Source organism: Bilophila wadsworthia ATCC 49260, assembly GCF_000701705.1.
GTDB lineage: Bacteria > Desulfobacterota > Desulfovibrionia > Desulfovibrionales > Desulfovibrionaceae > Bilophila > Bilophila wadsworthia.
On sequence record NZ_JNJP01000014.1, the window covers coordinates 1 to 24929 of the forward strand.

Annotated in this window: 24 protein-coding genes; 4 read left to right on the forward strand and 20 right to left on the reverse strand. The window is 63.7% G+C overall.

Annotation, left to right across the window (positions count from 1 at the left end; all coding sequences use genetic code 11):
* Positions 1-117: 117 nt before the first annotated feature.
* From T370_RS0107615 to T370_RS0107660, 8 genes are all read right to left on the reverse strand, one after another.
* Positions 118-1635: a HAMP domain-containing sensor histidine kinase gene (locus T370_RS0107615; RefSeq protein ID WP_029435342.1), complete on the reverse strand. Its 1518-nt coding sequence runs from the start codon at positions 1633-1635 to the stop codon at positions 118-120.
* Positions 1626-2360: a response regulator transcription factor gene (locus T370_RS0107620; protein WP_009368995.1), complete on the reverse strand. Its 735-nt coding sequence runs from the start codon at positions 2358-2360 to the stop codon at positions 1626-1628. Before T370_RS0107620 ends, T370_RS0107615 begins: the two co-directional genes overlap by 10 nt.
* Positions 2361-2627: 267 nt before the next feature.
* Entirely contained in the window at positions 2628-3098 is a 471-nt protein-coding gene (locus T370_RS0107630; protein ID WP_029435343.1) for a TlpA family protein disulfide reductase, read from the reverse strand.
* Positions 3099-3420: 322 nt separating this feature from the next.
* On the reverse strand, positions 3421-4125 hold the full coding sequence (locus T370_RS0107640; protein ID WP_029435345.1) for a formate dehydrogenase subunit gamma: 705 nt from the start codon (positions 4123-4125) through the stop codon (positions 3421-3423).
* Positions 4122-4844 (reverse strand): 4Fe-4S dicluster domain-containing protein, encoded by a 723-nt coding sequence (locus T370_RS0107645; protein ID WP_029435346.1) that lies wholly within the window; start codon positions 4842-4844, stop codon positions 4122-4124. Before T370_RS0107645 ends, T370_RS0107640 begins: the two co-directional genes overlap by 4 nt.
* Before the next feature lie 59 nt (positions 4845-4903).
* Positions 4904-7069 carry a molybdopterin-containing oxidoreductase family protein gene (locus T370_RS0107650; protein WP_029435347.1) on the reverse strand — a complete coding sequence of 722 codons (2166 nt, stop codon included), beginning with the start codon at positions 7067-7069 and terminating at the stop codon, positions 4904-4906.
* Positions 7070-7466: 397 nt separating this feature from the next.
* Complete coding sequence (locus T370_RS0107655) at positions 7467-7790, reverse strand: ComEA family DNA-binding protein (protein WP_029435348.1); 324 nt, start codon at positions 7788-7790, stop codon at positions 7467-7469.
* Positions 7791-8225: 435 nt separating this feature from the next.
* Positions 8226-8639, reverse strand: a complete 414-nt coding sequence (locus T370_RS0107660) for an AAA-type ATPase lid domain-containing protein (RefSeq protein ID WP_029435349.1) — start codon at positions 8637-8639, stop codon at positions 8226-8228.
* Positions 8640-8650: 11 nt separating this feature from the next.
* Here T370_RS0107660 and T370_RS0107665 point away from each other — a divergent pair, with 11 nt between their 5' ends.
* Complete coding sequence (locus tag T370_RS0107665; RefSeq protein ID WP_081847514.1) at positions 8651-9265, forward strand: HpcH/HpaI aldolase family protein; 615 nt, start codon at positions 8651-8653, stop codon at positions 9263-9265.
* A 117-nt stretch (positions 9266-9382) separates the two neighbouring features.
* On the opposite strand, the gene T370_RS0107670 is transcribed toward T370_RS0107665, so the two are convergent.
* The gene (locus T370_RS0107670) at positions 9383-10159 is read right to left on the reverse strand and encodes an SDR family NAD(P)-dependent oxidoreductase (RefSeq protein WP_029435351.1); all 777 of its coding nucleotides are present in this window, start codon (positions 10157-10159) and stop codon (positions 9383-9385) included.
* Between the two features lie 418 nt (positions 10160-10577).
* On the opposite strand from T370_RS0107670, the gene T370_RS0107675 reads away from it, so the two are divergent.
* Together T370_RS0107675 and T370_RS0107680 are read left to right on the forward strand one after the other, a co-directional pair.
* On the forward strand, positions 10578-11906 hold the full coding sequence (locus T370_RS0107675) for a nickel pincer cofactor-dependent isomerase, group 22 (RefSeq protein ID WP_051643798.1): 1329 nt from the start codon (positions 10578-10580) through the stop codon (positions 11904-11906).
* Positions 11907-12220: 314 nt separating this feature from the next.
* Positions 12221-12997 carry an IclR family transcriptional regulator gene (locus T370_RS0107680; protein WP_029435353.1) on the forward strand — a complete coding sequence of 259 codons (777 nt, stop codon included), beginning with the start codon at positions 12221-12223 and terminating at the stop codon, positions 12995-12997.
* Between the two features lie 33 nt (positions 12998-13030).
* Here T370_RS0107680 and T370_RS0107685 read toward each other — a convergent pair whose 3' ends face one another.
* From T370_RS0107685 to T370_RS0107705, 5 genes are all read right to left on the reverse strand, one after another.
* The gene (locus tag T370_RS0107685; protein ID WP_029435354.1) at positions 13031-13786 is read right to left on the reverse strand and encodes an HpcH/HpaI aldolase family protein; all 756 of its coding nucleotides are present in this window, start codon (positions 13784-13786) and stop codon (positions 13031-13033) included.
* Between the two features lie 126 nt (positions 13787-13912).
* Positions 13913-14881 (reverse strand): hydroxyacid dehydrogenase, encoded by a 969-nt coding sequence (locus tag T370_RS0107690; protein WP_029435355.1) that lies wholly within the window; start codon positions 14879-14881, stop codon positions 13913-13915.
* 28 nt (positions 14882-14909) lie between these two features.
* On the reverse strand, positions 14910-16391 hold the full coding sequence (locus tag T370_RS0107695) for a tripartite tricarboxylate transporter permease (RefSeq protein ID WP_034506052.1): 1482 nt from the start codon (positions 16389-16391) through the stop codon (positions 14910-14912).
* A 36-nt stretch (positions 16392-16427) separates the two neighbouring features.
* Positions 16428-16907, reverse strand: a complete 480-nt coding sequence (locus tag T370_RS0107700) for a tripartite tricarboxylate transporter TctB family protein (protein ID WP_029435357.1) — start codon at positions 16905-16907, stop codon at positions 16428-16430.
* 73 nt (positions 16908-16980) lie between these two features.
* A complete protein-coding gene (locus T370_RS0107705) occupies positions 16981-17955 on the reverse strand; it encodes a tripartite tricarboxylate transporter substrate binding protein (RefSeq protein ID WP_029435358.1) in 975 nt (324 codons plus the stop codon).
* 208 nt (positions 17956-18163) lie between these two features.
* On the opposite strand from T370_RS0107705, the gene T370_RS0107710 reads away from it, so the two are divergent.
* Complete coding sequence (locus T370_RS0107710) at positions 18164-18466, forward strand: hypothetical protein (protein ID WP_029435359.1); 303 nt, start codon at positions 18164-18166, stop codon at positions 18464-18466.
* A 73-nt stretch (positions 18467-18539) separates the two neighbouring features.
* On the opposite strand, the gene T370_RS0107715 is transcribed toward T370_RS0107710, so the two are convergent.
* From T370_RS0107715 to T370_RS0107740, 6 genes are all read right to left on the reverse strand, one after another.
* The gene (locus tag T370_RS0107715) at positions 18540-19052 is read right to left on the reverse strand and encodes an energy transducer TonB (protein ID WP_009369010.1); all 513 of its coding nucleotides are present in this window, start codon (positions 19050-19052) and stop codon (positions 18540-18542) included.
* Complete coding sequence (locus T370_RS0107720) at positions 19049-19471, reverse strand: ExbD/TolR family protein (protein WP_029435360.1); 423 nt, start codon at positions 19469-19471, stop codon at positions 19049-19051. Before T370_RS0107720 ends, T370_RS0107715 begins: the two co-directional genes overlap by 4 nt.
* On the reverse strand, positions 19465-20238 hold the full coding sequence (locus T370_RS0107725) for a MotA/TolQ/ExbB proton channel family protein (protein WP_029435361.1): 774 nt from the start codon (positions 20236-20238) through the stop codon (positions 19465-19467). The genes T370_RS0107720 and T370_RS0107725 overlap by 7 nt, the downstream gene beginning before the upstream one ends.
* Before the next feature lie 11 nt (positions 20239-20249).
* On the reverse strand, positions 20250-21989 hold the full coding sequence (locus T370_RS0107730) for a CobW family GTP-binding protein (protein WP_029435362.1): 1740 nt from the start codon (positions 21987-21989) through the stop codon (positions 20250-20252).
* Positions 21990-22324: 335 nt separating this feature from the next.
* Positions 22325-23473: an MBL fold metallo-hydrolase gene (locus T370_RS0107735; RefSeq protein WP_005029938.1), complete on the reverse strand. Its 1149-nt coding sequence runs from the start codon at positions 23471-23473 to the stop codon at positions 22325-22327.
* 10 nt (positions 23474-23483) lie between these two features.
* Positions 23484-24887: a hypothetical protein gene (locus T370_RS0107740; RefSeq protein ID WP_029435363.1), complete on the reverse strand. Its 1404-nt coding sequence runs from the start codon at positions 24885-24887 to the stop codon at positions 23484-23486.
* Between the last annotated feature and the right edge of the window lie 42 nt (positions 24888-24929).

Below are 24929 nucleotides of genomic sequence, written 5' to 3' on the forward strand. Positions count from 1 at the left end.
TCCCCCCTTCACCCCCCTCCTCCTTCAAAGACTTTTGCCCTTACCCAGTCCTTTATCCGGAGCGTTCCAGGTGATGGGGAAACGGAATAGGAAGGGGCAGTGCGGCTGCCGGCACATTTAACCGAACACGGGACCTTTGCTCTTGGGGAAAAACAGGGAAACGCAAAATCCCGACGGTTCGGCGTTCGCGTATTCGAGCCGCCCGCCACATGCTTCCATGCAGTATTTGACGATGGACAGGCCGAGCCCCGAGCCGCCGGGATGCGTCAGGGACGCCTTGCCCCGGTAGAAGGGCTCCAGTAGCAGGGGCAAATCCTGTTCGGGCGCGCCCGGCCCCCTGTCGCGGACCGAAATGCGCACTTCCCCATGCTCCTCGCCCACTTCCACGACGATGGGCCCCGCCTCCCCCGCGTAGATGATGGCGTTGCGCAGCACGTTGCACACCGCCCGGCGCAGGTAGTCCTTGTCCGTCCACAGCCACGCGTCCTTGTCCGCGAAGACGTTGACGTCGGCCTCCGGCGCTTCGCTGCGCACGATGGAGGACAGGAACGGGCACAGGTAGATCCGCTCGTTTTTCGGGGTCCCCAGAGACGCCTTGGCCTGGAGATAGGAAAGAACCTCGTCCGTGAGCATGGACAGCCTGTTGATATCCTGCATGATCCGCTGCACGCGCGCCTTGGGGTTGCCTTCCAGCCGTTCCTCAAGGATGGCGAGGCCGATCTGCGTGCGCGCAAGCGGCGAGTTCAGCTCGTGGGCGATGTGCCGGATGAACTGGCTCTGCCCCGAAATGAGCAGCCCCACCCGCCGCGTCATGGTCATGAACGCATGTCCGAGCCGCCCGATCTCGTCCCGCCGTTCGCCGGAGAACGTCCTGGTGTCGCTCAGCGCTTTGTCGAGGCAGACGAAATTGTCCATCTCCACCCGTTCGGCATAGTGAACCATTTTCAACAAGGGCCGGGAAAGGTGGCGCACGAAGGGCCACCACCACAGGCAGGACACCCCGAGCACGGCGAGGATCACCAAGAGGACGCCCCGGAATTCGAAAAACAGCCCGTAGCCGTAAAAGGAATCCGTCTCCAGCGCCAGAAGCACGTAATGGAGCTGATGGTTCTTGTCCGGGATGTACAGCACGCGGCCGTACCAATACCGCGCCGGGGAATGCGTGCGCACGAAGATGGCGGGCGGGATGGGCGGCAGCCCCGCCTCCATGTTCCGCTGCTGGGTGTCGAAGAAGCCGCCGCGCAGGGAGTCCCAAAGCTGCATGTCGGGATCGGGGCACAGGGTAAAGCTGCTTTTGGGGATGGCCATCGCCGCCTGAATGACTTTCTCGGGGATGCAGTCGTCGTACAGCACGCCCGTCTCAAGGCTGCGCAGGTGGAAACGGAGCGCCTCGCCGCGATCGTACTGCTTCAGCAGCTTTTGCCATGTGAAGACGGAACGGTATTGCAGGTTCACGCTGACGAGGCGGAACGAGTTTTCGATGTTCGAGCTGAAAAAATGGGCGGGGACAAGGCCGTTGCCCAGCAGCACGTACCAGCCGATCCCGAAGCCGAGCGCCGCCAGCAGCACCAGATTGAGCACCAGCCAGAGCGCGATCTTGGAATAGAGGCTGTACGTCATGTTTTTCAGGGCCATGCGTCGCTCTGCTTGATAAACATGTACCCGAGCCCGCGGACCGTTTTCAGGTAGGTGGGGCACCGGGAATTGTCCCCGAGCTTCTTGCGCAGGGACGAGATGTGCACGTCCACGCAGCGGTCGAACTTGTTCCATTCCTTTTCGGCGAACAGGTTGAGCAGATCCTCGCGGGAGAAGATCCGGCCCGCCCCCCGCGCCAGATGGTACAGGAGCTGGAATTCCATGCTGGTCAGGTCCAGCGGCTCGTTGTTCAGCGTGACTTTCAGGGTCTGGGGGTTCATGCACAGCCCGTGCATACAGAGCATACCGTCCTGCCTGTCCGAGCCTTCCGGAAGCCCGGCGTTTTCCATGCGCCGCAGGACAACCCGGATGCGGGCGAGCAGTTCCCGCGCGGAGAAGGTTTTCGGCACATAGTCGTCCGCGCCGAGCTCAAGGGTGACGATGCGGTCCGTCTCCTCGTTGTGGGCGGACAGGATGACGACCGGCGCGCGCGTTTCCGTGCGCAGGTGCCGCAGCACCTCAATCCCCGAAATGTCCGGCAGCAGCATGTCCAGCAGGATGACGTCGTATTCCTGACGTCTGGCGGCCTCGATCCCCGCCGTCCCCGTGTGCACGGAGGAAACGGCGAACGAGTGCACGTCGAGGTAATCCGTCATCAGCTCACAAAATTCGCTGTCGTCATCGATGAGCAGCACCTGATGCCCCTTTCCCGCATAACCATCCATGTCCCCGCTCCTTCCGACGCCCAACCGCCGCCCGCTCTTGCCGGGGCCGTCCCCGGATGTCCCCGCGCCGGGAAGCTTGTGCAATCCGGCGCTTCCTCATGTTATAGAGCGTTCCTCCAACGGCTGTCAATTTTTCCGGACGGTTGCCCGCTCAAAAGGGAACCGGGTACGCGCGGGAACACACTCCTTTCCATCCCGCCGGGAACACGCTCTTTCCTGCGGCGGAGGACGCGCCGCCCCGCTCGGGAACGCGGTGCCTCCCGGCACTCAGCGGCGCACGATCCGCCCCACGTAATGCCCCAGCCGCTTTTCCGAAACGTCGCCCACAAGCTCGCGCTCCACGCTCCCGTCCCGGCGGTACAGGATGGTCGTGGGCACGGGCATTCCCGAGCGGGCTTTGATCAGCTCCGCATCCCCGATCCGGGCCGGATACGGCAGCGGGCTCCGGGCAAGGTAGGCCATAGCCGGTCCGGGGTCCCTGTCCAGCGAAACGGCGAGCATACGCAGCTCGCTCTCGGGGTATACGGCCCGGATCTTTTCCAGCTTTTCCCGGAAATGGCGGCAGGGGACGCACCACGACGCCCAATAGACAAGCACAAGCGGCCTGCCGTCGCCTTCATGGACGATGCGGGCAAGCTCGGATTCGGAAACCGCCGCCAGCGGTTCCCCCGCCCCGGCGGATCGGGGAAGGCAAAACAGCACGGCGAACAGCAGGACGGCCGCGCACAAACGGTTCATAAGCTCCTCATCAGGCATGGTTCCGGCAACACGCGCCGCCGTTCTCGGGGATCGGCGGGTGGACTGGGAGGGCAAAGGGTTCCGCAGCGCCGGAGGATTCCCGGACGGTGCGCCCCGCCAGCACGGTTAGTTTCCCGGTTGAACGGCCCCTCAAAGGAAAATCCGTTTCAGGGAACGCCGGGAACAGGGATTCAATCAACACAAACTCCTTTGAAAAGGGAGGAATGGACTCCGCATTGGCGGGTTTGGGGAGGGAAAAGCTTAGTCTCCAGAAGGGTCCCCCTTCCCCGATGCCTCCCTGCCGTTTCAAAAGAAACGGGCCCTATTCCTTTTCCGGTTCCGCCAGCTTGCGGAACCACAGCGGGTTGTGGTGCCTGATGTGCTCCAGCGGCACGTATCCGGTGAACATGGACCGCAGCGCCGGGGCCTCTCCGGGTGCGAAGGCCGCCATGTAGATGTGCACGGGCAGGAAAACAGCCATCAGCCCGGCGCAGCAGAAATGCGCGAGCAGGCAGATCTGCAGGAGCCCCTCCGTCCCCGGCCTGCCAGAGGCGAACACGAGGATCAGCCCGGTCAGGGCGAGCCCAAGGCTGCACAGAACGGCGATGATCGCCACGAGCTTCTGCCCGGCGTTGTAAAAGCCTTGCGGGGGCAGTTCGGGATCGAGCCCGAGGCGGCGCATGAGCCGTTCCCCGAGCACCAGCCACAAGCCTTTCCTCAGGCACCACACCAGATCGGAACCGATGTGCAGATCGGTGATTTCCTTCAGGAACGGCAGGGCCTCCGCCCGCGCCCGGACGAGCAGGTAGGCGGCATACAGGACGATCCACGCCATGCCCACGACGACGTGCAGCCTGAGCAGCCCCAGCGCGCCGAACGCCCCGGTCCACAAGGAGCTCCACCAGTCCCCCACCGGCTGCATGAGCGGATTCGCCAGCAGGGCGAACCCCGTGAACAGCAGAAGCAGCCAGCAGGCCGCGTTGTACCAATGCATGAAAATGGCGGTGGCCGAATGGCGTCTGATCATGGCCGATCTCCTTTGTCGGACGGCTTGCCGGAATCGGAAGGCCAGAACAACTGTTTGACGAACACGCCGATGACCCCGAACAGGGCCAGGCCGCCGAAGGCCTTGACCACGGAGGACAGCGGCCCGATGGCGGCCAGCGCCGGGGGCACATCCTTCCTGCGCGGCCAGTCCGTGGGCGTCGTGCCGTTCAGATAGGCGAGCGTGGGTTTCGCGTCGAAGTCGGGAGGAACCACATACACGTGCCGGTTGCCCGCGAGCGCCCGTGCCACGGGATCGTCCGGGTTGTCCGCATCCCCGAAGACGCGGCAGCGGACGGGGCACACCTGCACACAGGCCGGAACCTGCCCCGGCGTGGCGCGGCGGCAGTAGTCGCACTTGTCCGCCCTTCCGGTCACCGGATGCTTGTAGCGCGCGCCGTAAGGACAGGCTTCGATGCACCCGCCGCAGCCGATGCAGCGTTCGGGATCGATGCCCACGCTTCCGTCGTCGGCCTTGTAGGTCGCGTGGGTCGGGCACGCCTCCACGCACAGGGGATGGTCGCAGTGCATACACGCGCCGGGCTGATAGGCCGTCCCGAGCAGGGAAAGCTTGTCCGGCGTCTCGCGGACCCAGTTGCGGGAGTGGCCGTACGGCGTGCCGTTACGCTGCTGGCAGGCCAGAACGCAGGCCTTGCAGTTGATACATTTGTTGGCGTCTATCGCCATGATATAACGGGACATCGGATTCTCCACGGGATGCGGCGGTCCCCCCGCCGGTTTTCACGCCGTCATGGACGCCCTCACCCCAGCTTGCGCAGCCGGCAGCCTACGCCGTTGTGCTGGCAGGAAATGCGGTCCCAGTAATTGGGGAGTATGCTGCTGATGTGCTCGCTCCGGTTCTCCGGCAGCGGCGTGGTGGCGTTGCAGTTCGACGGCGTGAAGATGGTTCCGGGCAGGACGTTTTCCGTAATGTCCACCCAGCCCTCGATGCCGCCCACGGACGTCTCCAGCATGACCCGATCCCCCTGCGCCAGTCCGAGCCCCTGCGCCGTCTCGGGGTGCAGGCAGATGAAACGCCCGTTCGAGAACTGTGCGACGGCCTTGGAAAAGTTGGTCAGCGTCTGCTGCCAGTGCCACAGCTGCTTGCCCTGCGTGAGGACCAGCGGAAAGTCGTCGGAGCGGTCCTTGCCCAGCGGGCTGCCCTTGGGATAGTCCCACTGGGGGAAGCGCCCGAAGAGGGTATCCACCGCCTTCATCTTGCCGGACGGCGTGAGCAGTTTCCCTTCCGCGAACACGCTGCCCGTCCGTTCCTTGTCCTCCAATGAATAGAGGGGCCACACCAGGCCGTCGGGGGATTCCCGCAGGCGTTCCAGGGTCATCCCCTTCCATGAAGGGACAAGCGCCGAGAAGCGGCGGTACAGATCCTCCGGGTCCTTGAAGTCCGGGTAGCGCCCGGGATCGAGCTTGCGGCCCACATCGCGGTAGAACTGCCATGACGGGGCGCAGGAGCCGGGGGCCTGCACCATCTTCTCGCGCCAGACCACCTGCTGCTCGTTGCCGTAGCCCGACCCCTGGCTTTCCGGGCCGAAGGTGGCGGGCACGAACAGATCCGCCGCTTCGGTCTCCTCGGTCAGGAAGAACCCGCAGTGCACGACGAACGGCACCTTGTCGATGGCCTTGCGCACGCCCTTGCTGTCGGGATAGCGGCGGTAGCTGGAGTTCAGGAACAGGATGTCCAGCGTCCCCTTTTCCATCGCATTGCGCAGGCGGCGGAAATTCATCTTCGGCGTTTTGGTCTCGCCGAAGAAATGATCGACGAACTCGTCGTCCCCTTCGGGCTTGCCGCTCTGGAAGGTGAGAATGCCCTTCCCTTCCCCGATGAGGTTGTCGCACAGCGCCTGCAGCAGGATGATGGCCCGCAGGCCGATGATCCCGTTGGAGTAGCGGGACAGCGAGCCGCCGAGCCAGACCACGGTGCGCGGGCTCTGGGCCAGCGTCCCGTAAAAGGCCGTGATCGCTTCCGGGCTCAGCCCGGTGGCGGAGGCGACCTTCTCCACGGTAAAGCTCTCGGTTTCGACGGCCAGCTCGTCGAATCCCTCGATCTGGAATCTGGCCCGCTCCTCGTCATACGCGCCCGTCTCCAGCATGTACCGGATCGCGCCGATGGCCAGAACGCCGTCCGTGCCCGGCAGGGGGCGCAGCTGCATGTCGGCAAGCAGGCTCGTCCGGGTCCGGCGCGGATCGAGATAGACGATCTTCACACCCTTTTCGCGGGCCATTTCCAGCCAGCGGCTGTACGGGGGATAGAGATCGCAGACGTTGGCCCCCCACAGGACGATGGTTTTCGTGTTGAGCAGCTCGTCCACCTTGGTGGAGCCGCTGTTCACGCCGATCATCATCCCGAGCATGTTGGAGGCGCTGGACACGCACGATTCGCCCGGAGGCATGGCGTGCACGCTGCCCGCGATGCGCAGGGTCATGAGCGCGGCGATCTCGCTCTCGCGGCAGTCCCACAGGGGCATGGTCATGCCGACGCGGTTGGCGGCGGCCTTGCCGTGTTTTTTGATGACCTCGGCCATGCGTTCCGCGACCATGTCCACGGCCTGCGCGTAGGTGACGCGCTCCCACTCGCCGTTTTCCTTGCGCCGCATGGGTTCGGTGATGCGGTAAGGGCTCCCTATCAGCTCGACGATGGACATCCCCTTGGGGCACATGGCCCCGCCGGTCCAGTAATTGCCCTTTTCCCCGGTGAGGCTCAGCACCTTGCCCCCGGACACCCGCGCCCGGTAAGTGCAGCGTACCTGGCAGAACGGACAGTACCCTTTCATCTCGGTCACGGGGCCGACGTCCGGGACTCCGGAGAAGCCCATGCCCCGCGCGTCGGGTGCCGCGGCGATCGCCGCGCCGCCAGCCAGCAGGGCCGCGCTCAATTTCAGGAAATGGCGTCTGGAATAGCTGTCAGGCATGGGATGCCCCTCTCGGATAAAAGTGTTCGCGTCGCGTGGCCGCATGTTTCCTGCCGGCAACATTATGGGCAGGCCTCCGGGAAGCACCCCCGCGCATCGGGCCATGAAGCGGTTCCCGGAAAACGGCTTGGGGAGGCCCGCACCGGGCGGGACCCGGCCAGCGGCGGATAGGCCGTCCGCACCGCTGGAGGCCGTGGCATTTCCATAACGTGGCTTCTTCCAAATATCTGGGTTGGAAAAGGCTGTGAGCAGGGATTCGACGGCACCGAAAGCGTTTGGGAAGGGAGGGGCCCCGCGCAGGCAGGTCCGGGGAAGGGAAAGAGGGGCACTCGCCCCTTTCTTCAGAAAAGTCCCCCTTCCCCAGCCTCCCTCTATGCCGTCTTACAAATCACACGCCCTAGCAGTTGCAGTCGCTGGCGATGCCCTGAATGGTGGTGTTCCAACGCAGCTTGTCCATCTGATCCTTGGGGAGTTCCAGTTCGTTGAGATCGTCGTAGCTCTGGAACGAACCGAGCTGATCGCGCAGTTCGACGATCTTCTTGGCAACCTCAAGGGAAACCGCGCCGGTCCCGGCCAGCTCCTCGGCGGTGGCGCTGTTCAGCTCAAAACGTTTTTCCACTTCCTGCCGGTTAGGATCGGCGCTGAACGCATTGGAAGGCATAACCGCGCAAAACGAAAAGGCGAACAAGGCCGCGCACACAAAGGACATAAGCTTTTTCATGATGAAACTCCGAAGGATTATGAGTCAATGCAAGATGCCTGTTGAAGGGAAGATAGCGTACGAGTGTAAAGCGCGTATGGGTTTTTTGTAAAAAATTGTGAAGAAATTTTTAGGGAGACGCCTTTTGGGGCGACCAGACGCTCTTAATAGCGAACAGCCGGGCACGCGAAAGGGGAAGCCGGGCCTTATCCCCTGCGGAACTCCAGCCAGCCCTTGAGTATTCCCGATGCGGCGCATCAACCACGCCATCTTCCGGACCGCCATCGCCCGCCTGCGGGATGCCTGTCTCCGGCCCGGGACGAACGCGATGCTCAAGCGGCGGCAAAACGGATCGGCAGGAAAACCGTCCCGTGCGGCGTGCCCGGCTGATGTTACCCGCCGGACACGTTGCAAGGGCCAATCATGGCGCACAGGCACCGAGGGCGGAGATTGTCTTCAGTCAGGGGAGGGGCCGAGAAGCTCCTCGCGGCTCAGTTTTGATTTTTTTATCTTTAAATACAGTGTGCTGCGCAAAATTCCGAGGAGGATTGCGGCCTGCCTCAGGTTCCCGTTGGTTTCGCGGATAGCCTTCCGGATGGTTTCGGTTTCCTGCGCCCACAGCCAGCCGTTTTTCCGGCCGGGACTGGAGACGGCCTCATGCTCAAGCATGGCCGAGGGGAAATCGCACGGCATCAGCTCTTGCCCGCCGCAGACGTTCACGGCGCGCTCGATGGCGTTTTCCAGTTCGCGGACGTTGCCGGGCCACGGGTATCGGTAGAGCAGGTCCCGCGCTTCGGCATTGATGGCCTGCACGCGCTTGCCGAGCGCCGCCGAAAACTTGTGCAGGAAATGGTTCGCCAGAAGTTCCACGTCGCCGCGTCATCGAACTCCACAGCACGGAGGCGTTTGTGCGCGTGCGTGATTCCTCGCGCGCCGCCGTGCTCCACGCGCTGGATCTCGGGGCGCGGGGCATCATCATCCCCGATGTGCAATCGGTGGAAGAAGCGCGCAGGCTGGTGGAATACGCGAAATATCACCCTCTGGGAGCGCGCGGATTCGCTTTTTCGCGGAGTGCGAAATACGGGTTCCTGCCCGAGCTGAAGCAGATAGGCGACTATTTCACCGCCACGAACCAGCGCACGATCCTCATGCCGCAGTGCGAAACAGCCGGAGCGCTGGAACATATTGAGGAGATCGCCGCTCTGGACGGCATCGACGGCATTTTTGTCGGGCCGTATGATCTTTCTGTGGCGCTGGGCGCTCCGGCGCGGTTCGCCACCCCGCGGTTCGCCGAGGCTCTCGACCGGGTGATTGCGGCTTGCCGGGCTTCCGGCAAACTGGCGTTCATCTACGCGAACACCATGCCGGAAGCCCGGGCATACTTCGCACAAGGCTATCAGGGCGCGGCCATAGGCACGGATACGGCCTTTCTGGTCAAGGCCATTCAGGGCATGTTGCAGGGCGTAAAGGGACACTCCAAAAAAACGCAAAGGTGAGGCCACCGCGTTCGGGGAATATATCCATAAAAAGTGGGGCGATCCGCATTGGGAGGACGCCCCGGTTTTTTTACGTGCTGTTGAAAAAGATAAACTCAACCCCAGAGAAAAACAGGATCAGTTCTCCGCCGCCCATGCGAAATGGGGGTTCTGCACGCAGAACTTGCCCCCGCTGATTTCCACGGTACATCCCGTCACGTACCCGGCAAGATCCGAGGTCAGCATCACCAGCACCGGAGCCAGATCCTCCGGCGTGCCGAGCCGGTTCAGAGGGATGGAGCTGGTCATCGTTTCCCGGTGGCCTTCAATGCGCCCCCGGGTCAGCTCCGTTTCGATCATGCCCGGCATGTAGGCGAAAACCCGGATGCCGCGTGCCACCAGTTCCGCCGCCAGCACGCGGGTCAGCGCCTCCACGCCCCACTTGGATACGGCATACGCCCCGTTCCCGGCCACGGGCATCCGGGCCGCGAACGACGAGGCGTTTACGATGACCCCACCTTGCTGCATACGCTCGGCGGCCAGCCGTGACCCCGCGAACACGCCGCGCAGGTTGATCCCCATAAGCCCGTCCCATTCTTCAAGGCTGACGTCCATGAGCGGCTTGTAGATGCCCATTCCGGCGTTGTTGTACCATACGTCCAGCCGTCCGAAATGGGACACCGCCGTGTCCGCGAACCTCTCCAGCGCCTCCATGTCCGCCACGTCCGCCTCTACGCACAGCACCTCGTGCCCGGCCTCGCGGCACTGGCGCCGGAACACCTCCAGTTTGGCCCGGTTCCGGCCGCACACCGCCACCCGGCAGCCTTCTTCCAAGTAACGCAGCGCGCAGCTCCGGCCAATGCCGGAGGCGCCGCCTGTAATCGCAACCACCCGTCCTTGCAGTTTGAGATCCATGCTCGTCCTCCTTGATTGTGGACAACCGCCCCTGAAAAGACATGACCCGCCAAACCGATTTTCTGCACGGGGGATGCGTCCACCCCGCCGCGCATCCGGCATCCGTTCCCCGGCAAAGCAGGCATCCCTGCCCGAAGCTAGCCGTTTGCCCCAGATGCGGCGTTCGCCTTCCACGCCAAGTCTCGGAACGCCTGTCCGCACCAGTGCACGCTATCCGAGCTTTCCCGGACAGAACCGGCCATACCATTCCACTCGTGCACCTCATCCGAAACGTTCAGGATCGGAGGCACCCTGTGCCGAACCTGTCCACCGCCTTTCTTCGTGTTGCCATGTGTCCGGCCATTGGGTATAGTCACTTCCGTGTTCCGTTATAAGAAATTTTGTTCCATAATATGGAACCTCGTAGGCGGAGGATGCCATGCCCTTATTGACTTCGCTGCTCACAGGGATCGAACTGCCTTTTCTGCACCGGGTTACCCGCCACATTCCGGACGACGGGCTCTCCGATATTCCCCGTTCCGTCCGTGACGCTCTGAATGCGTCCGGGGTGGCGGAACGCCTCCTGCCCAACGGGGAAGTCGCCATAGGCGTAGGTTCCCGGGGGATAGCCGGTTTGCCACAGATCGTCCGGGCGACAGTGGACTGGTTCAGGGAGCGCGGGGCGCGGCCTTTTCTTGTCCCGTGCATGGGAAGCCACGGCGGGGCCACAGCCGAAGGACAGCTCCGCGTGCTGGAGCATCTGGGCGTGACCGCCGCATCGGCCGGATGCCCGATCCGGGCGGGGATGGATACGATCGTGATCGGTACGCTGGACAACGGACTCCCCGTCCATATGGATGCGCACGCCACCTCCGCCGACGGGGTGTTCGTCATCAACCGGGTCAAGCCGCATACAGCCTTCACCGGGCCGCACGAAAGCGGGCTCGTCAAAATGCTGGTCATCGGCCTCGGCAAGCGCAACGGTGCGGACTGCTGCCACAGCCTCGGGTTCGGGCGGTTCGCGGAGGTCATGCCGCAAATGGCCCGGCTCCTGCTGGAGCGCAAGCCGTCCCTGCTCGGGGGATTGGCCGTGGTCGAGAACGCGCATGATCGGGTTTGCCTCCTTGAAGCCGTCCTCCCGGAACGACTGCTGGAACGTGACCAAGCCCTGCTTGTTGAAGCTCGTGCCCGGATGGGGTCGCTCCCCGTGGACGATCTGGATGTCCTTCTCGTCGACCGCATGGGCAAGGACATTTCCGGTTCGGGCATGGACCCCAATATTACCGGACGTTCACCAAGTCCCTACAAGACAGGCGGGCTCAAGGCCGCACGGCTCGGCGTCCTGCGACTGACCGAAGCGAGCGGAGGCAATGCCACCGGCATGGGCAACGCCGATGTCGTCACCCAGCGTCTGGTCGATAGCGCGGATTTCGAGTCCACCTACGCCAACGCCATCACCAGCACGAGCCTCAAGGCGGCCGCCATCCCTCTTGTCATGCCCTCGGACGAGGCCGCCGTGCGCGGTCTCATCAAAACGTGCGGCGCGGGGCCGCGCCCCGTCCGTCTGGCCTACATTCAAGACACCCTCTCCCTGAACACGTTCTGGGCGAGCGCCGCCCTCGCGGAGGAACTGTCCGCCCGCCCCGACTGCCGCGTCTCTCCCGAATCCGGCGTGTTCCGATTCGATGCGGAAGGCTCGCTCGTCGCTCCGGGGTGGGGCCCTCCGGCAGCCCTGAATCCCACCGTTCCGCGTGAATCCCGCTCATGACATATCCCACGAAGGGCCTTCGCTCAGGCATCCCCCGGATCGGGCCTTCCTCCCTTTCTGTGACACTCTGGACGGAAAACGGGGCGGTCTGGACTTTTGTGGGCTCTTGGTCTATAAAGAAGACTGTTTTTCTTGCTATTACAAGAAGATACGTATAGTATATAACGTTTTGTATTCTATCGCTTTTTAAACGTTCCGCCTCGGGGCGGGCATCTCCGGCGTTTCCGCGAAAAGACGCCTTTCCGGGCGGCGCCCCGGAATCTAGCGCGCTGGGGCGCGCACCACACCCAAACGGCTCCGGGAGTCTGCTCCGCATGTTCGATAAACAGGTCGGCCACGTACAGGTCCTCACCAAAGCATTTACAATACTCAATATTATCGGCGAAAGCAGGGAACCGTTGACCCTGACTCAGATAGTCAACCTTTCCGGCATGTCCAAGACAACGGTTCACCGCCTGCTGAAAAGTCTGGTCGCCCATCAGTACGTATCCATCGACCGCCATTCCGAATATGTGCTCGGCTCTCAGATCGTCTGCCTCGGGGCCAAGGCCCTGCATACGAGCGTGGCCTCCACGGGCTACAGCATTGCCAGAGCCCTGTACGACGCCACAAAGCTGACCGTGTGCATCTGCACCCTGAGCGGCTTTGAAATCGTCTACCTCCAAAAGATAGCCCCCCGCATCACCATCAAGCAGGACGTCGGCAGCACGCGGCCCGCCTACTGCACGGCGCTCGGCAAATGCCAGCTCGCCTACCTGCCCGAGGAGGAGCTTGACCGGCTCATCGAAACCCACGGCCTGCCACCCATGACGCCCAATACCGTCTGTGACGTGGCCCAGTTCAAGGAAAGCCTGAAAGAGGCCCGCAGACTCGGGTACGCCGTCAACCGGCACGAGGCCAACCCGCAGGTGGACGGCGTGGCCGCCCCCATCTTCGATTTTTCCGGCAAGTGCATCGCCGCCATCAGCATCACAATCATCGTGCCCCTGCACGACAGGGACATCCTTGAATACGCGGAACAGGTCGTCGAGGCCGCCGCCCTCATTTCCAGCCGCATGGGTTACAACGCGGCAGACCAGCAATGGACATAAGATGAAGCAAGGGGGGCTGCCCCCCTCGCTTTCTTAGCCGTGTAAGGCCCTCTCAATGGCCTTGAGGTGCTTGGTCAGCACATTGACGTCCGAGGACACCGCCACGAACGTATAGCCCATTTCCTTGAGCGTCGGGATCAGCGTGGCATCCGGCAGCAGGATGCCGCAGGCCTTGCCTTCGGCGCGGGCGTTGTCGGAAACGAGCTGCAAAACATCCATGAACGCCGGGTCCGCGAACCGTTCGGGCAAGTTCAGGCTGGCGCTCAGATCCATCGGCCCCACGAACAGCACGTCCACACCGTCCACCGCCGCGATGGCCCGGCTGTTGTCCACGGCAAGTTGCGTCTCCATCTGGGCCACGGTCAGCAGGCGCTTGTTGGATTCCGCAAAATAGTCCTTGAAGCCGAACCCGAAATCCGAAGCCCGCGTAGCCCCGGCCACGCCCCGCACGCCTTCCGGAGCGTAGCGCATGAACGACACCGCCTCCCGCGCCTGTTCCTCCGTTTCCACATAGGGCACCATGATGCCCGCCGCCCCGATGTCGAGGCTCCACTTGATCGCCACCCTGTCCAGCCACGGGATACGTACGATGGGTGCGGTGGGGAAACGGCTCAGGGCCTGCATCTGCGCCATGAGCCCGGCGGTGGTGGTCGGGGCGTGCTCGGAATCCAGCAAAGCCCAATCGAACCCGCACAGGCCCGTGATCTCGGCGGCGGCGGGCGAGTTCAGGCTGCACCACGTCCCAGCCACAAAATCCCCTCTCAATACGCGTTCACGGATATCAAACATGATTCGCTCCTCAAGCTTGGCTCCGGCACAGCCGCCGGAAGGGACGCGCCCGGTGAAAAAAGCGCGCAGAAACGGATACGGCCCCAATGGGTCGCTTCACAACCAGCACTATTTGCAAGGAAAAAATCAGGCCATGCCGATCTCGCGGCGGTTCATCACCACGCGGGGCTGGAGTTTTCCGTCAAGACAGTCGAGGACGTTCTGCACGGCCTGCGTAGCCATGCGTATGGCGCATTCCTCGGTCAGCGCCGCGTTGTGGGGGCTCAGGAGAACCTTCTCCTGCCGGAACAGGCGGTGCGCCGTATCCGGCGGCTCCTTGGCGAAAACGTCGAGTCCCGCGCCGCCGAGATGCCCGCTCTCCAGCGCATCGCACAGCACGTCCTCGTCAACGATTCCTCCGCGCGCGCAGTTGAGCACGAAGGCTCCCCGTTTGAGCAGAGCCAACTCGCCCGCACCGATCAAGTCCCGCGTTTCCGGCGTGGACGGCAGATGGAGGCACAGGAAATCGGTTTCCGGCAGGATAGCACGGAAATCCTTCACCATTTCCACCCCTTCCACGGGGCTCCGCTCCATGTACGGGTCAAAAGCCGCAACACGCAGCCCCAGCGCCCGGCACAACGCGCCCACGCGCTGCCCGATGCGCCCAAACCCCATGATCAGCGCCGACTTGCCCGCCACGTCCGACGCCGTCCGCCGATCACGCCAGGCGAAATCCCCGGATCGCGTAGCCCGGTCACCCGCCATCGCATCCTTGGCCAGCGCCAGCAGCATCATGAGCGTGTGTTCGGCCACGGACCCCACGTTGGAGTCGATGGCGATGGCCATAGGGATTTTCCGCGAGGACAAATAGGCCACGTCCACATTGTCCGTCCCCACGCCGTGCCGCGACACGATCCGCAGGCGATCGGCGCGCTCCAGCGTTTCCCGCGGAAGCGGGGTTGTGCGGACCACCACGGCGTCCGCCCCGGCCACGCCGCGGGCGACGTTTTCGGGGGACAAATCCGTCAACACTTCGTAGGTCACCAGATCCGGCCGGGATTCCAGCAGTTTGATCCCCTTCCGGTGAAAGGCGCCGACGCATACCACCTTGAACATGTGCAACTCCCTACTTTGTATGGTGTAATTAGCCCTTTCTGAGGAGCGCGCCCTTTCGCAGGGCGACCGCCAGAGAAAGGACCGTCAGGGCCAAAAACACGAGCGCGATGGGGCTGGAAAGAAATTCCGCGAAGCTCCCCCCCGCCTGAATGCAGGCCAGACGGAGTTCCCGTTCGAACATGGGGCCAAGGATGAGTCCTATGATCAGTGGCATGAGCGGATACCGGAATTTTTTCAGCACATAGCCCAGAACGCCGAAAGCCAGAGCCACCCAGACCGCCATCATGGAATATTCCATGTTGTAGCAGCCGATCAGGCTCATCACCATGACGAGCGGCAGGATGTACTTCTTCTGGAGGCGCAGGGCGACGGGGAACACGTAGGTCCCCACGAACTGCATGAACACGTACATGACCACGCAGGAGAGGATGAACGCCACGAATACGCCGTACACCATGTCCATGTGGCGGCTGAACAGGATGGGGCCCGGATCGAGCCCGTGGATCTGCAGGCCGCCGAGCAGCGCGGCCGTCACGGTGTCGCCGGGGATGCCGAGCGCGAGGAAAGGGATCAGCGCGCCGCCGATGGTGGCGTTGTTCGCCGTCTCGGAGGCGATGATGCCCTGAAGCTCGCCCCGCCCGTAGTTTTCGGGATGCTTGGCCGCCCTCTTTTGCTGATCATAGGCCACCACGCTGGCCAGCGTCCCGCCGATGCCCGGCAGAATGCCGATGGCCGTGCCGATGAGCCCGGAACGGATGAAGTTGGGCAGCGACGCACGAAGTTCCGTCAGTGACATGAACCGGTCGGTCAGCCTGCTCGCCGCGATGATGAACCGCTCGGATAGGGTATCCATCTCGGCGAACGCCTGCGCGACCACGAACAGGCCGATCATGGCGGGCATCTGGCTGATGCCGTTGGTCAGGACGGAAAAGCCGAGGGTGTTGCGCTCCATGCTGCTGATGGGGTCCACGCCCACCGTGGAGAAAGCCATGCCGAGCGCGGTCATGCAGATCCCTTTGGTGATGGAGCCGCCGGAAAGGCTGATGACCGCCGTGAACCCGAACAGCAGGACCGCCGTGTTTTCGATGGGCCCGAATTCCAGCGCGAACCGCGCCACCTGCGGGGCCAGCGCGATGAGGAAAAGCCAGCCGATGAAGCTGCCCGCGAGGTTGGCGGTGACGCCCGCGCCAAGGGCCTTGCCCGCCCGTCCCTGCTTGGCTAGCGCGAACCCATCGAGCACGGTCACCATCGAGGATGGCGTGCCCGGCATACCGAGCAGCACGGCGGCCACCACCCCGCCGGAAATGCCGCCGATGTACACGCCGACGAGCATACTAATGCCCTGCGTGGGTTCGAGGCCGTAGCTCAGCGGGATGAGCAGGATGACGGCGAGCGTCGCCGTCAGGCCGGGGATGGCCCCGAAGATGATGCCGAAGATGGTGCCCCCGGTGATGAGGGCGAAGGAAACCGGATCGAAAACTCCCATAAACGCATTGACGAGATCGGTCATAAAGGCTCCTTCGACGTTGCGGGTCGACGCGCGGCGTCAGAACAGCCATGTTGTGGGGAGATAAATCTTGAATACGGAAAACAGGCCATAGAGGACGGCTACGGAGATAAAGGCGAACAAGGCCTTGCTCACGACGTTCCGTTCGTCCGGCGGCTCGATGAGCAGCGAATAGCCGAACAGGAACACGAACGTGGAGACGTAGAACCCCACATAGGCGAACCCCAAGATATAGATGGCCGTCATGACGAGCCCGAGCAGCATACTCAAGGGGACGAAACGCGGCTCGGCGCGCCGCCTGACGGCCATAACCCCCTGATACAGCCCCGAACAGACAAGCATGGCGCCGATGATTTGCGAGTAGAGGGCGGAATCGAGGTATTCCACCACCATAAAATTGATGACTTCAGGCACGGTCGTATCGATGCACAGACAGCCGAAGGCTATCAGCATCAGAGAAAAGGCCAGTTCGGCGGCAATCCCCAGACCGGTGCCCCGAGGAACGGTTTGTTCAGTCATACGCGCAGCTCCGTATGGTTCCTTGTGCACGGCGGGAAACGGTCCGGGGCGGGGTCCGCCCCGGACGCCCCGGCTATTGCTGGGCATTGAGGATGTCGGTCACAAGCCGCGTGTCGCTTTCGTAGATCTTCGCCCATTCCGCGGGCGTCGAGAACTGGGCCGGGGAACCGCGCTCGTCCATGAAGGCCTTAAAACCTTCATCCTCTGTCACGGTCTTGAGGATGGCCGTCCACTTGTCCTTCACGTCCTGCGGGGTTCCCTTGGGGGCGAACAGGCCCATACGGATATGGAGGGAATCGGGAAGGCCCATGTCCTTGAGCGTGGGGACGCCCTTGAAGGCGGGCAGGCTCAAGTGGGTCAAAACGACCAGCGCGCGTACGTCGCCGCCGAGACAGGCCCGCATGGAGTCGGCGGCCGTTGCGCAGCGGATGTCGACCTTCTTGCCGAGCAGAGCCTTCATGGTTTCGGCCCCGCCGCTGAGGGGGAGATACCGGAAGGCATTGACCGGGATGCCGGCCAGCTTCAGGAAGTGCAGCGTGGCGATGTGCGCCGTGCCGCCCGTGCCCGGCAGGGCAATCGTATACTTGCCGGGATGCGCCTTCACGTCGGCGATCATCTCCTGCACGTTCTTCCACGGGGAGTCCTTCATCACGTCGATGGCGATGGGCCCGGCACACAGGCCGCCGAACATTTCAAAATCCGTGTAGCCGATGGGCAACTGTCCGGAAACCTTGGTCGCCACGAGCGCGGTATGGTGCATGAGCAGGGTGTAGCCGTCCGGCGCGGCGTCCAGAACGGTCTGCAGCGCGTTGCGGGTATTGGCCCCGGTGATGGCTACAGCCAGAATATCTTTGGAAAGCAATTGATCCTGTGCGATGACTTCCGCCATCTTGCGGGTGACGACATCGTTGAAGCCGCCGGAAGGATACGGCTGGATGATACGGATTTCCTTCGTGGGATACTCGGCGGCCTGCGCCGGGAATCCCCCTAGAAGTGCTGCCAACGCTCCCAATACGGCAATGTTCCTGAACGCCTTTCCAAGTTTCATTTCGCTCTCCTTGCTGGTTGAAGTGGTGAACAGCCACAGGATGAACCTATTTTGGAATTATGTTCCAAAAAATGAATATGCGTTGGAACGCCCCAGTGCCCGCCATAAAGGGGGCTTGCGATCCCGTCTCCGAAAGGGCCGGGGACGCCGGGCGGAAGGCTTTGAGGAAGGAAGATTCGGCCCCTCAAGTTCCACATCATGGAACTCAATGCCAAAATATGATGATTGGACAGTACTGTCCCGTTATAATCATGTCAAGGGCCTCGGCTCCCGCATGACGAAAAAACGCAGCGATCCGAACCGTAATCTTTATAAAATATCGTATAATTACTCTATCTTAGAAATAGCAATATATTTTCAAGATCCCACGAAGCCCTCCAATGCCCAACGGGGGCATCCAGTGGGGCATGAAGAAAGCGAAAAAGATGATGACGAAGAAATGAAGAGAGAGAGAGAGAGAGAGAGAGAGAGAGAGAGAGAGAGAGAAGCAACCGCGCTGGAGCGCGCCTGAAAACGGCATTACACCGTCAACCCCACCCTGCCCTCTCCGTGCGATCCCGCTGGATTGCCGGGCGGTGGCGCGATCAGCGGAGGCCGTATTGGTATTTGACGTGCAGAATGACGGGGATGGGTTCCGTTCCGATGATGGCGGGGCGGCGCACTTTGCCGCTGGCGGCGAGGACGGCCCGGCGCGCCGAGGCGTCGAGCTGCGGCGAGCCTGAGGATGCGCGGAGCACGGGATCGGTGAACGTCCCGTCGGGCCGGACGGTGAACATATATTCGGCAACGCCGATGAGCCCGGTTTCGCCGCCGTCCAGACGCCGGGCGTGCACGGCCTCGTCGATGTCGTCGAGGTAGCGCAGGAAGGCCTGCCGCTTGCGGTCGGCGGCATCGGCCTTGTCCATGTCGCGCGGGCTGGCGGCGGCTATGCCGATGCCCTTCTCCCGGCTCGTTGCCACTGCCGGGGACGCCATGTCCATCTGGACAACGGTGGTGAAGGACGGCTCGGGCTCGGGCGGCCTCGGGGCGATCAGCAGCGCGAAATGCGCGAACAGGGACACGGCGATCCCGGCGGCGAGGCATTCCTTTTCCGTCATGGGCGGCCCGCCTCGTCGGGCTGGGCCGTGGCGATGAGCAGCTTTTCCCCGCCCTGCATCCGCACCTCGTCCACAATGAAGACCAGCGCCTCCACCGGCGCGTCGGGCGCGGCCTTGAGCACAAGCTGTCCGGGGCGCGCCCGGAAGTCCCGCACGAGGCTTTGCAGCTTCGCGCGGATGTCGGCGCGGGCCACGGGTATGCCCTCGCACAGGAACGAGCCGTCCCTGAGCAGCCGGATTTCCACCACGCGCCCGGAAAGCGCCTGCCCGCTGTGCGCCGGAGGCAGGTCGAGGTCGATGCCCCGCACCGCGAACGACGCGGCGAGGATGAAGAAAATCAAAAGGATGAAGACCATATCGATGAGCGGCGTGAGAGCCGGCTCGTCGTCCCGCGCCGCCTTGGGCCGCAGGTTCAGCATGATCGCCCTCCGTCCGGCAGCCCTTCCCCGGCGTTATCCCGGCATTGCGGGGCTTCCCGGCCCTCCGGAGCGCTGCCGCGAGGTTCCGGCGATTCCGGGCAAGAGGCCCCTTCCGCCGTGCCGCCCCCACGGGGAATGTCTCCGGGCTGAAGCGGTTCCGCCCCGGCCCGAACGGTGATGCCCGGTCCGCCGTCGGCCAGCAGAGCCGCGTTTCCGGCCTTGTTCAGGGCGTCGGCCACGCGGCGCACCTTGCCTTGAAAGCAGGACAGGAAAAACAGCGCGGGAATGGCGATGCACAGCCCCGCCGCCGTGGTCAGCAGGGCCTGCCAGATCCCCCCGGCGAGCAGGGACATGTCCACGCCCGAGCGGGCCTCGGCGATGCGCGAGAAGGTCGTGATCATCCCGAGGATGGTCCCGAGCAGCCCCATGAGCGGGGCCAGCCGCGCCAGCACGGACAGCAGGGAAAGCCGCGCTTCCAGCCGTTCCAGCACCGTCTCCCCGGCGAGGCGCAAGGCGGCTTCACGGTTCGGAAGGGGCGAGCCCAGGAGCGCCGCGAAGTCCCGCAGGGAGGGGACGGCCTCCAGCCGGGCCGCCAGAGGCCGCACGTCGCCCGTGCGCATCGCCTCCAGCACGAGGCCGGGAAAACGGGAGTCCGGGAACGGACATCCCATGAACACCAGCGTCCGCTCGACGACAATCGCCAGCGCCGCCACCGAGACGGCCAACAGCGGCCACATCATCCAGCCGCCCAGTTCGATCAGCCCCACAAGCTCCTCCTTTACGAAGACGGCGCTTCCGGCAGGGAAATATCCGTGCCGATGAACACCAGATAGCGCTCCTCGCCTTCCGGGGCGGGCTCGAAGCCCAGCCGCCCGGCGGCGTACTGCACCGTCGCGGGCACCGTCACGCCGCCGTCCAGCCGCAGATCCACGACGCCCTTGGCCCGGCACAGCCCCGGCCCGGCGCCGTCCAGCAACGCCAGGAGCGCGGCCTCGTCCAGCGGGGCGGACAGGCGGAGCGCAGCCGAGACAAACCCCTCATCGGCGTGGGTCACGGTTTCGCCGAAACGCGGCAGGGCTGGCCGATGCGACGGCAGCGGCGTGCCCCGGCGATCCGCCCAGTCCGCATAGAAGGCGTCCAGTTCCGCGAAGGCGACGGCCCCGTGGCGCGCGGGCAGGATCAGCGCCTGACGGTTCAGCGCCCGCAGCCGTTCCGCCAACGCCTCTAGCGCGGCGGGCTCCACGGTGTCGGCCTTGTTCAGGATGATCACGTCCGCCCGTGCCGCCTGCGCCCGGCGGATGCCCGCAATGTCCCCTTCCGAACGGCACAGATCAAGGGCGTCCGCCACCGTGATCACAAGGCCGGGCTGCACGATGTCGCGCAGCTCGGACAGCGCTTCCATGACGTTGGCGGGGTTCGCCAGCCCCGTAGTTTCCAATATGAACTGCTCGGCGGGCATGTCCCCGATGAGCCGCAGCAGCCCCGGACGCAGGCTGTCCGCCAGCGAACAGCACACGCACCCCTCATCAAGCGCCTCCACCTGGGTTTCGCCGCGCAGAAGCGCCGCGTCAAGCCCGATTTCTCCGAATTCATTTTGGATGACGCCCGTATAGCGCTCACGCCCGTGCAGGAAATCCAGCCATTGCCGCAGGAATGTGGTTTTGCCCGAGCCGAGAAAGCCGGTGAGGATGTGCAGCACGGGCAGGCCGGATTCCTCCTCAAGCGGCTTGTGGCGCAGGGGCAGACGGGCGAGGGGACGCCCTTGGGCTCCGGCGCTGCCGAACGCCGCCGTGAGCCGGAGTTCCCGCCCTGTCCCGCCGGGGATGTGCCGGATGTTCCCGGCGGCGTCGAAACCGGGGATCGGGGCCGCCTCGCCGTCCAGCGATACGCGGGCGGGGTCCCCAAGCAGGCTTTCGGCCGTGGCCGACAAGGCCGCGAACGGGCGCAGGAGCAGCCGGAAGGCGGGCACGTCCGTTTCCCAGCCGCCCGGCTCCACGAGCCAGCGCTGCCCGCCGGAAAAAGCCGCCACGCCGTCCAGCGCCGCCATGCGCAGGCGGGCCGGGGCGGACAGGGTCAGGGACAGCCCGGAGCCGTCGACGGCGGCCCGCAGCGAAACCGTGCCGATCCGGAATGGGGAGAGCGTTTCGGCGTGCTCCGAAAGCGCCCGGATGCGGTCGCCGTAGCCGGGGTCCACGGCAAGGCGCAGGGCTTCCAGCGGAAAAACCTCAAGAAGGGGATCGTCAGGGAGCGGGAAGGCGTAGGCCGCGAACGTGCCGCGCAGTGCGCCTCCGTCCGCGTCCTCGCCCAAGAAGACCAGCCCGAACACGAGCCCGCTCCCGGCCACGCGGCAGGTCCATGCGGGCAGCAGCGAACCGGAGGGGCGCACCCCCCGCCAGCCCAGCGCGCGGGCGCGGCGGCGATCCAGATGGATGGCGGCGATGAGTGCCCCCATGAGCGTGGCGCACTCGGACCCGCCGCAGGGGTCGAGGGGCCGGGGAAGGAGTGTTTCAAGTCGCATCGCGGGCTCCGGGGACGGGACGGATCCCGTCCCGTGGGACACGGCCCCGCCCCGTCATGGGCTAAGCCGTTCCTTTTTGAAACGGCATTCTTTCAAAGGCGATCCACGCCAAAAGCGGCGGATGAAACAGGCAGCAACCAGACACAAACCGAATGGGAAAACGGAACGAGAACACCATTTCAGCAAGTAAAACGCACGCGAACAGGGAGCCGATACACAAAAAAACTTGAGAAATGGAGGGACGGGCTCCGCGCCGGCAGGTTTGGGGAAGGGAGGGAAAAGCGCGGCCCTTTCTTCAGAGGCGTTTTCCCTCCCTTCCCCAATACCTTCTCATCTTAGGCGGGGAACTTGATGACGTCGCCGTTGCCGAGGTAGTTGGTGGTCTTGGAGCGGAACCGGGCCGTGCCCTTCACCACCGGATAGCCCGCGTCCACGAACTTCTGGGCGGTGATGAGGCCCGTGCAGTGGTTGCAGCCGACCTGCTGGAGGTTCCACTTCTTGAGCCCGATGACGAGGTCGTCGTACTTCGGGTCCCAGTCGTCGAAGGGCGAGATATGCAGCCCGCCGTACAGGCCGTAGAACTGATCCTTCTCGTAGGCAAGCTCCTTGTAGGCCGTGTCCGCGAAGAGGATGATCCCCTGATGGCAGCAGCCGGTGATGCTCACCAAGCCCACGTCCTTGACGTTGCAGTACAGCGACATTTCGCCGAACACCTTGAAGATGATCGGGCAGTCGAACTGATAGAGCGCCACGCCGGGCTGGAGCGTGTGCAGGCCCTTCGGCACTTCCGTCCACTTGCCCACATGCCCGCAGGCCTTCAGGTATTCCTTGCCCGCCGGGTAGAAGGTGTTGGGCGTGTAGACGTGGATGTTGGGATTGTACTTGGTGACCACGGGGAAGCCCCAGTAGTGGTCCATGTGCTCATGGGTCTGGATGAAGGCGTCGATCTTGTTGTCGGCAAGCATGACGTCGATGCCCTCGCGCTTGAAGCACGTGTCCATCCAGTCGTAATTCCACCCGGTATCGAACAGGTAACGGGTTGTCTCGCCTTCCATGCTCTCGATCTCGACGAGGCAGGAGTAGCCGCCCGCGTTGTCGGCATGGACGCAGTTTTCCTTGGCGATGGCCCACGCCTCGTCGATCTTGTGCGGCAGGAGGTGCTTGATCCGCTTGAGGCCCTCCTCGAACGTCCCCTTGCCCACGCCCTTGCCGTTGCCGAAGGGCGCCCAGTTGAAGGTGTACTGGTCCACGAGCAGCCCGCCCGCGCCGGTCACGTCGTTCATAAAGATGCCGTTGTCGAACCAGCTCGTCTCGGAGATGTTGGTGACCTTGACCGACTTGCACACCCCGATGTCCGCCGTGCCGCGCTTCACTTCGGGAAGGAAGGCCCTGCGGAGCGGCGAATACGAGTACAGACCCATGGAGCCGAGCACGCCCGCGCCCACGCCGAGCGCGGCGCCCTTCATGAATTCGCGTCTGTCCATATCGTCCCTCCTATTGAACCAGAGTGAAAGTTGCGCTCGCCAGAGGCAGCAGGGCCACGATGGCGAAGTAGGCGATCACGCCCACGACGAGGCCGATGATCACGCCGGGCAGCATGGCGGGGTTCCAAGCGGCGTTGGCGGCCAGATGGCGCTCCTCGGCGGCGAAGTCTTCGGCGGTCTTGAATTCGCGCCGCCAGCCCGGCCAGCCGTCCATGAACCACCAGTTGATCAGCCAGATGTTGATCAGCCAGATCATGGGGATCATGGGGAACTGCTGCGGGTGCGAGAAGCCCTTCTGGGTGCCGAGCACGAAATGGGCGTACTTGTAGTAGAGGCAGTAGATCGCGATGCCGCCGAGCGTCACCAGCAGGGAACGGACGAGCACGTTGATCGGCGTGCTGAAGCGGTTGGGGCAGTTGCCGCAGTAGAACTGGAGGAACAGGGCCGGGACGAGGAAGAAGATAGCCGTCTCGCCCACATGCAGCCAGCGCCAGTCGGGGGCCGCGTCGCGGCGGTGTCCGCGGATGGCGTCGCCCCACACGAGTTCCTGCATGTACCAGAAGAACATGCACAGCGCCCACGAGATGGCGATGATCCCGAAGAACAGGGCCAGACGGCGCAGCCACGGGGTCTTGATCATGGTGAACGGGAAGCGCTCCCAGATGCCTTCCATGAACCACACCACCACGGTGCAGCACATGATCCACGCCACGTGGAAGTTGGCGGACACGGTTTCCGCGAAATGCTCCCAATACGGCGGGCAGATGGCGGTGAAGTACTGCCACGGGTAATACAGGATGCCCATGTGGTTGTGCATGGTCATGAAATAGATGAGCAGGCTGAGGCAGAACGTGCCGAGCCAGATGCTGAACCCGCGCACGGGCTGGGAAAGCCCCGCCCACGGCTGGCCCTCGAGCGCCACGAGCCACGCCGGGCTGATCCACGAGGCGATGACCGCGAACATCATGCAGGCCTGCGCCGCGTATTCCGTCGAGTAGAAGTCGGTGAGGCCGAGCTTCTGGAGCTGCGCCGGGTTGAAATAGGCGAAGGCGAGGTTGCCGAGCACGCCCTCGAAGAAGCCGTGGATCATGGCGATCATGATGCCTACGGACACCAGCGCCAGCACGAGCCCCTTCTGGAGCGGGTGGGCGCTGCGTACCCAGTCGCGCCGGAACGGCCAGAAGTCGAAAATGTAGGCCATCCAGATCAGGATGATCAGCCACCAGCGGCAATAGTTGTAGCCGACATACGGCGTGTAGAAACGCATGATCCCGCGCGGGTCCTGAAACACCCACCACGTCACGGCGAAAATCAGCAGGGTGAACGCCATGTTCGCCAACATGGGCCACGGGCCGCTCCATCGCTTGATGAGCTTGCGCTCCTCAAGATAGGGAATCTGTTGCTGTCCTGACATCGTTATCCTCCTCGGATGCATGACTTGCGCCCCGCCCTTGCG

Bases quoted from the DNA above. Each gene is read 5' to 3' on its own strand.
- T370_RS0107615 (WP_029435342.1), bottom strand. From the start codon at position 1,635: ATGGCCCTGAAAAACATGACGTACAGCCTCTATTCCAAGATCGCGCTC.
- T370_RS0107620 (WP_009368995.1), bottom strand. From the start codon at position 2,360: ATGGATGGTTATGCGGGAAAGGGGCATCAGGTGCTGCTCATCGATGAC.
- T370_RS0107630 (WP_029435343.1), bottom strand. From the start codon at position 3,098: ATGAACCGTTTGTGCGCGGCCGTCCTGCTGTTCGCCGTGCTGTTTTGC.
- T370_RS0107640 (WP_029435345.1), bottom strand. From the start codon at position 4,125: ATGATCAGACGCCATTCGGCCACCGCCATTTTCATGCATTGGTACAAC.
- T370_RS0107645 (WP_029435346.1), bottom strand. From the start codon at position 4,844: ATGTCCCGTTATATCATGGCGATAGACGCCAACAAATGTATCAACTGC.
- T370_RS0107650 (WP_029435347.1), bottom strand. From the start codon at position 7,069: ATGCCTGACAGCTATTCCAGACGCCATTTCCTGAAATTGAGCGCGGCC.
- T370_RS0107655 (WP_029435348.1), bottom strand. From the start codon at position 7,790: ATGAAAAAGCTTATGTCCTTTGTGTGCGCGGCCTTGTTCGCCTTTTCG.
- T370_RS0107670 (WP_029435351.1), bottom strand. From the start codon at position 10,159: ATGGATCTCAAACTGCAAGGACGGGTGGTTGCGATTACAGGCGGCGCC.
- T370_RS0107675 (WP_051643798.1), top strand. From the start codon at position 10,578: ATGCCCTTATTGACTTCGCTGCTCACAGGGATCGAACTGCCTTTTCTG.
- T370_RS0107680 (WP_029435353.1), top strand. From the start codon at position 12,221: ATGTTCGATAAACAGGTCGGCCACGTACAGGTCCTCACCAAAGCATTT.
- T370_RS0107685 (WP_029435354.1), bottom strand. From the start codon at position 13,786: ATGTTTGATATCCGTGAACGCGTATTGAGAGGGGATTTTGTGGCTGGG.
- T370_RS0107690 (WP_029435355.1), bottom strand. From the start codon at position 14,881: ATGTTCAAGGTGGTATGCGTCGGCGCCTTTCACCGGAAGGGGATCAAA.
- T370_RS0107695 (WP_034506052.1), bottom strand. From the start codon at position 16,391: ATGACCGATCTCGTCAATGCGTTTATGGGAGTTTTCGATCCGGTTTCC.
- T370_RS0107700 (WP_029435357.1), bottom strand. From the start codon at position 16,907: ATGACTGAACAAACCGTTCCTCGGGGCACCGGTCTGGGGATTGCCGCC.
- T370_RS0107705 (WP_029435358.1), bottom strand. From the start codon at position 17,955: ATGAAACTTGGAAAGGCGTTCAGGAACATTGCCGTATTGGGAGCGTTG.
- T370_RS0107710 (WP_029435359.1), top strand. From the start codon at position 18,164: ATGCCAAAATATGATGATTGGACAGTACTGTCCCGTTATAATCATGTC.
- T370_RS0107715 (WP_009369010.1), bottom strand. From the start codon at position 19,052: ATGACGGAAAAGGAATGCCTCGCCGCCGGGATCGCCGTGTCCCTGTTC.
- T370_RS0107720 (WP_029435360.1), bottom strand. From the start codon at position 19,471: ATGCTGAACCTGCGGCCCAAGGCGGCGCGGGACGACGAGCCGGCTCTC.
- T370_RS0107730 (WP_029435362.1), bottom strand. From the start codon at position 21,989: ATGCGACTTGAAACACTCCTTCCCCGGCCCCTCGACCCCTGCGGCGGG.
- T370_RS0107735 (WP_005029938.1), bottom strand. From the start codon at position 23,473: ATGGACAGACGCGAATTCATGAAGGGCGCCGCGCTCGGCGTGGGCGCG.
- T370_RS0107740 (WP_029435363.1), bottom strand. From the start codon at position 24,887: ATGTCAGGACAGCAACAGATTCCCTATCTTGAGGAGCGCAAGCTCATC.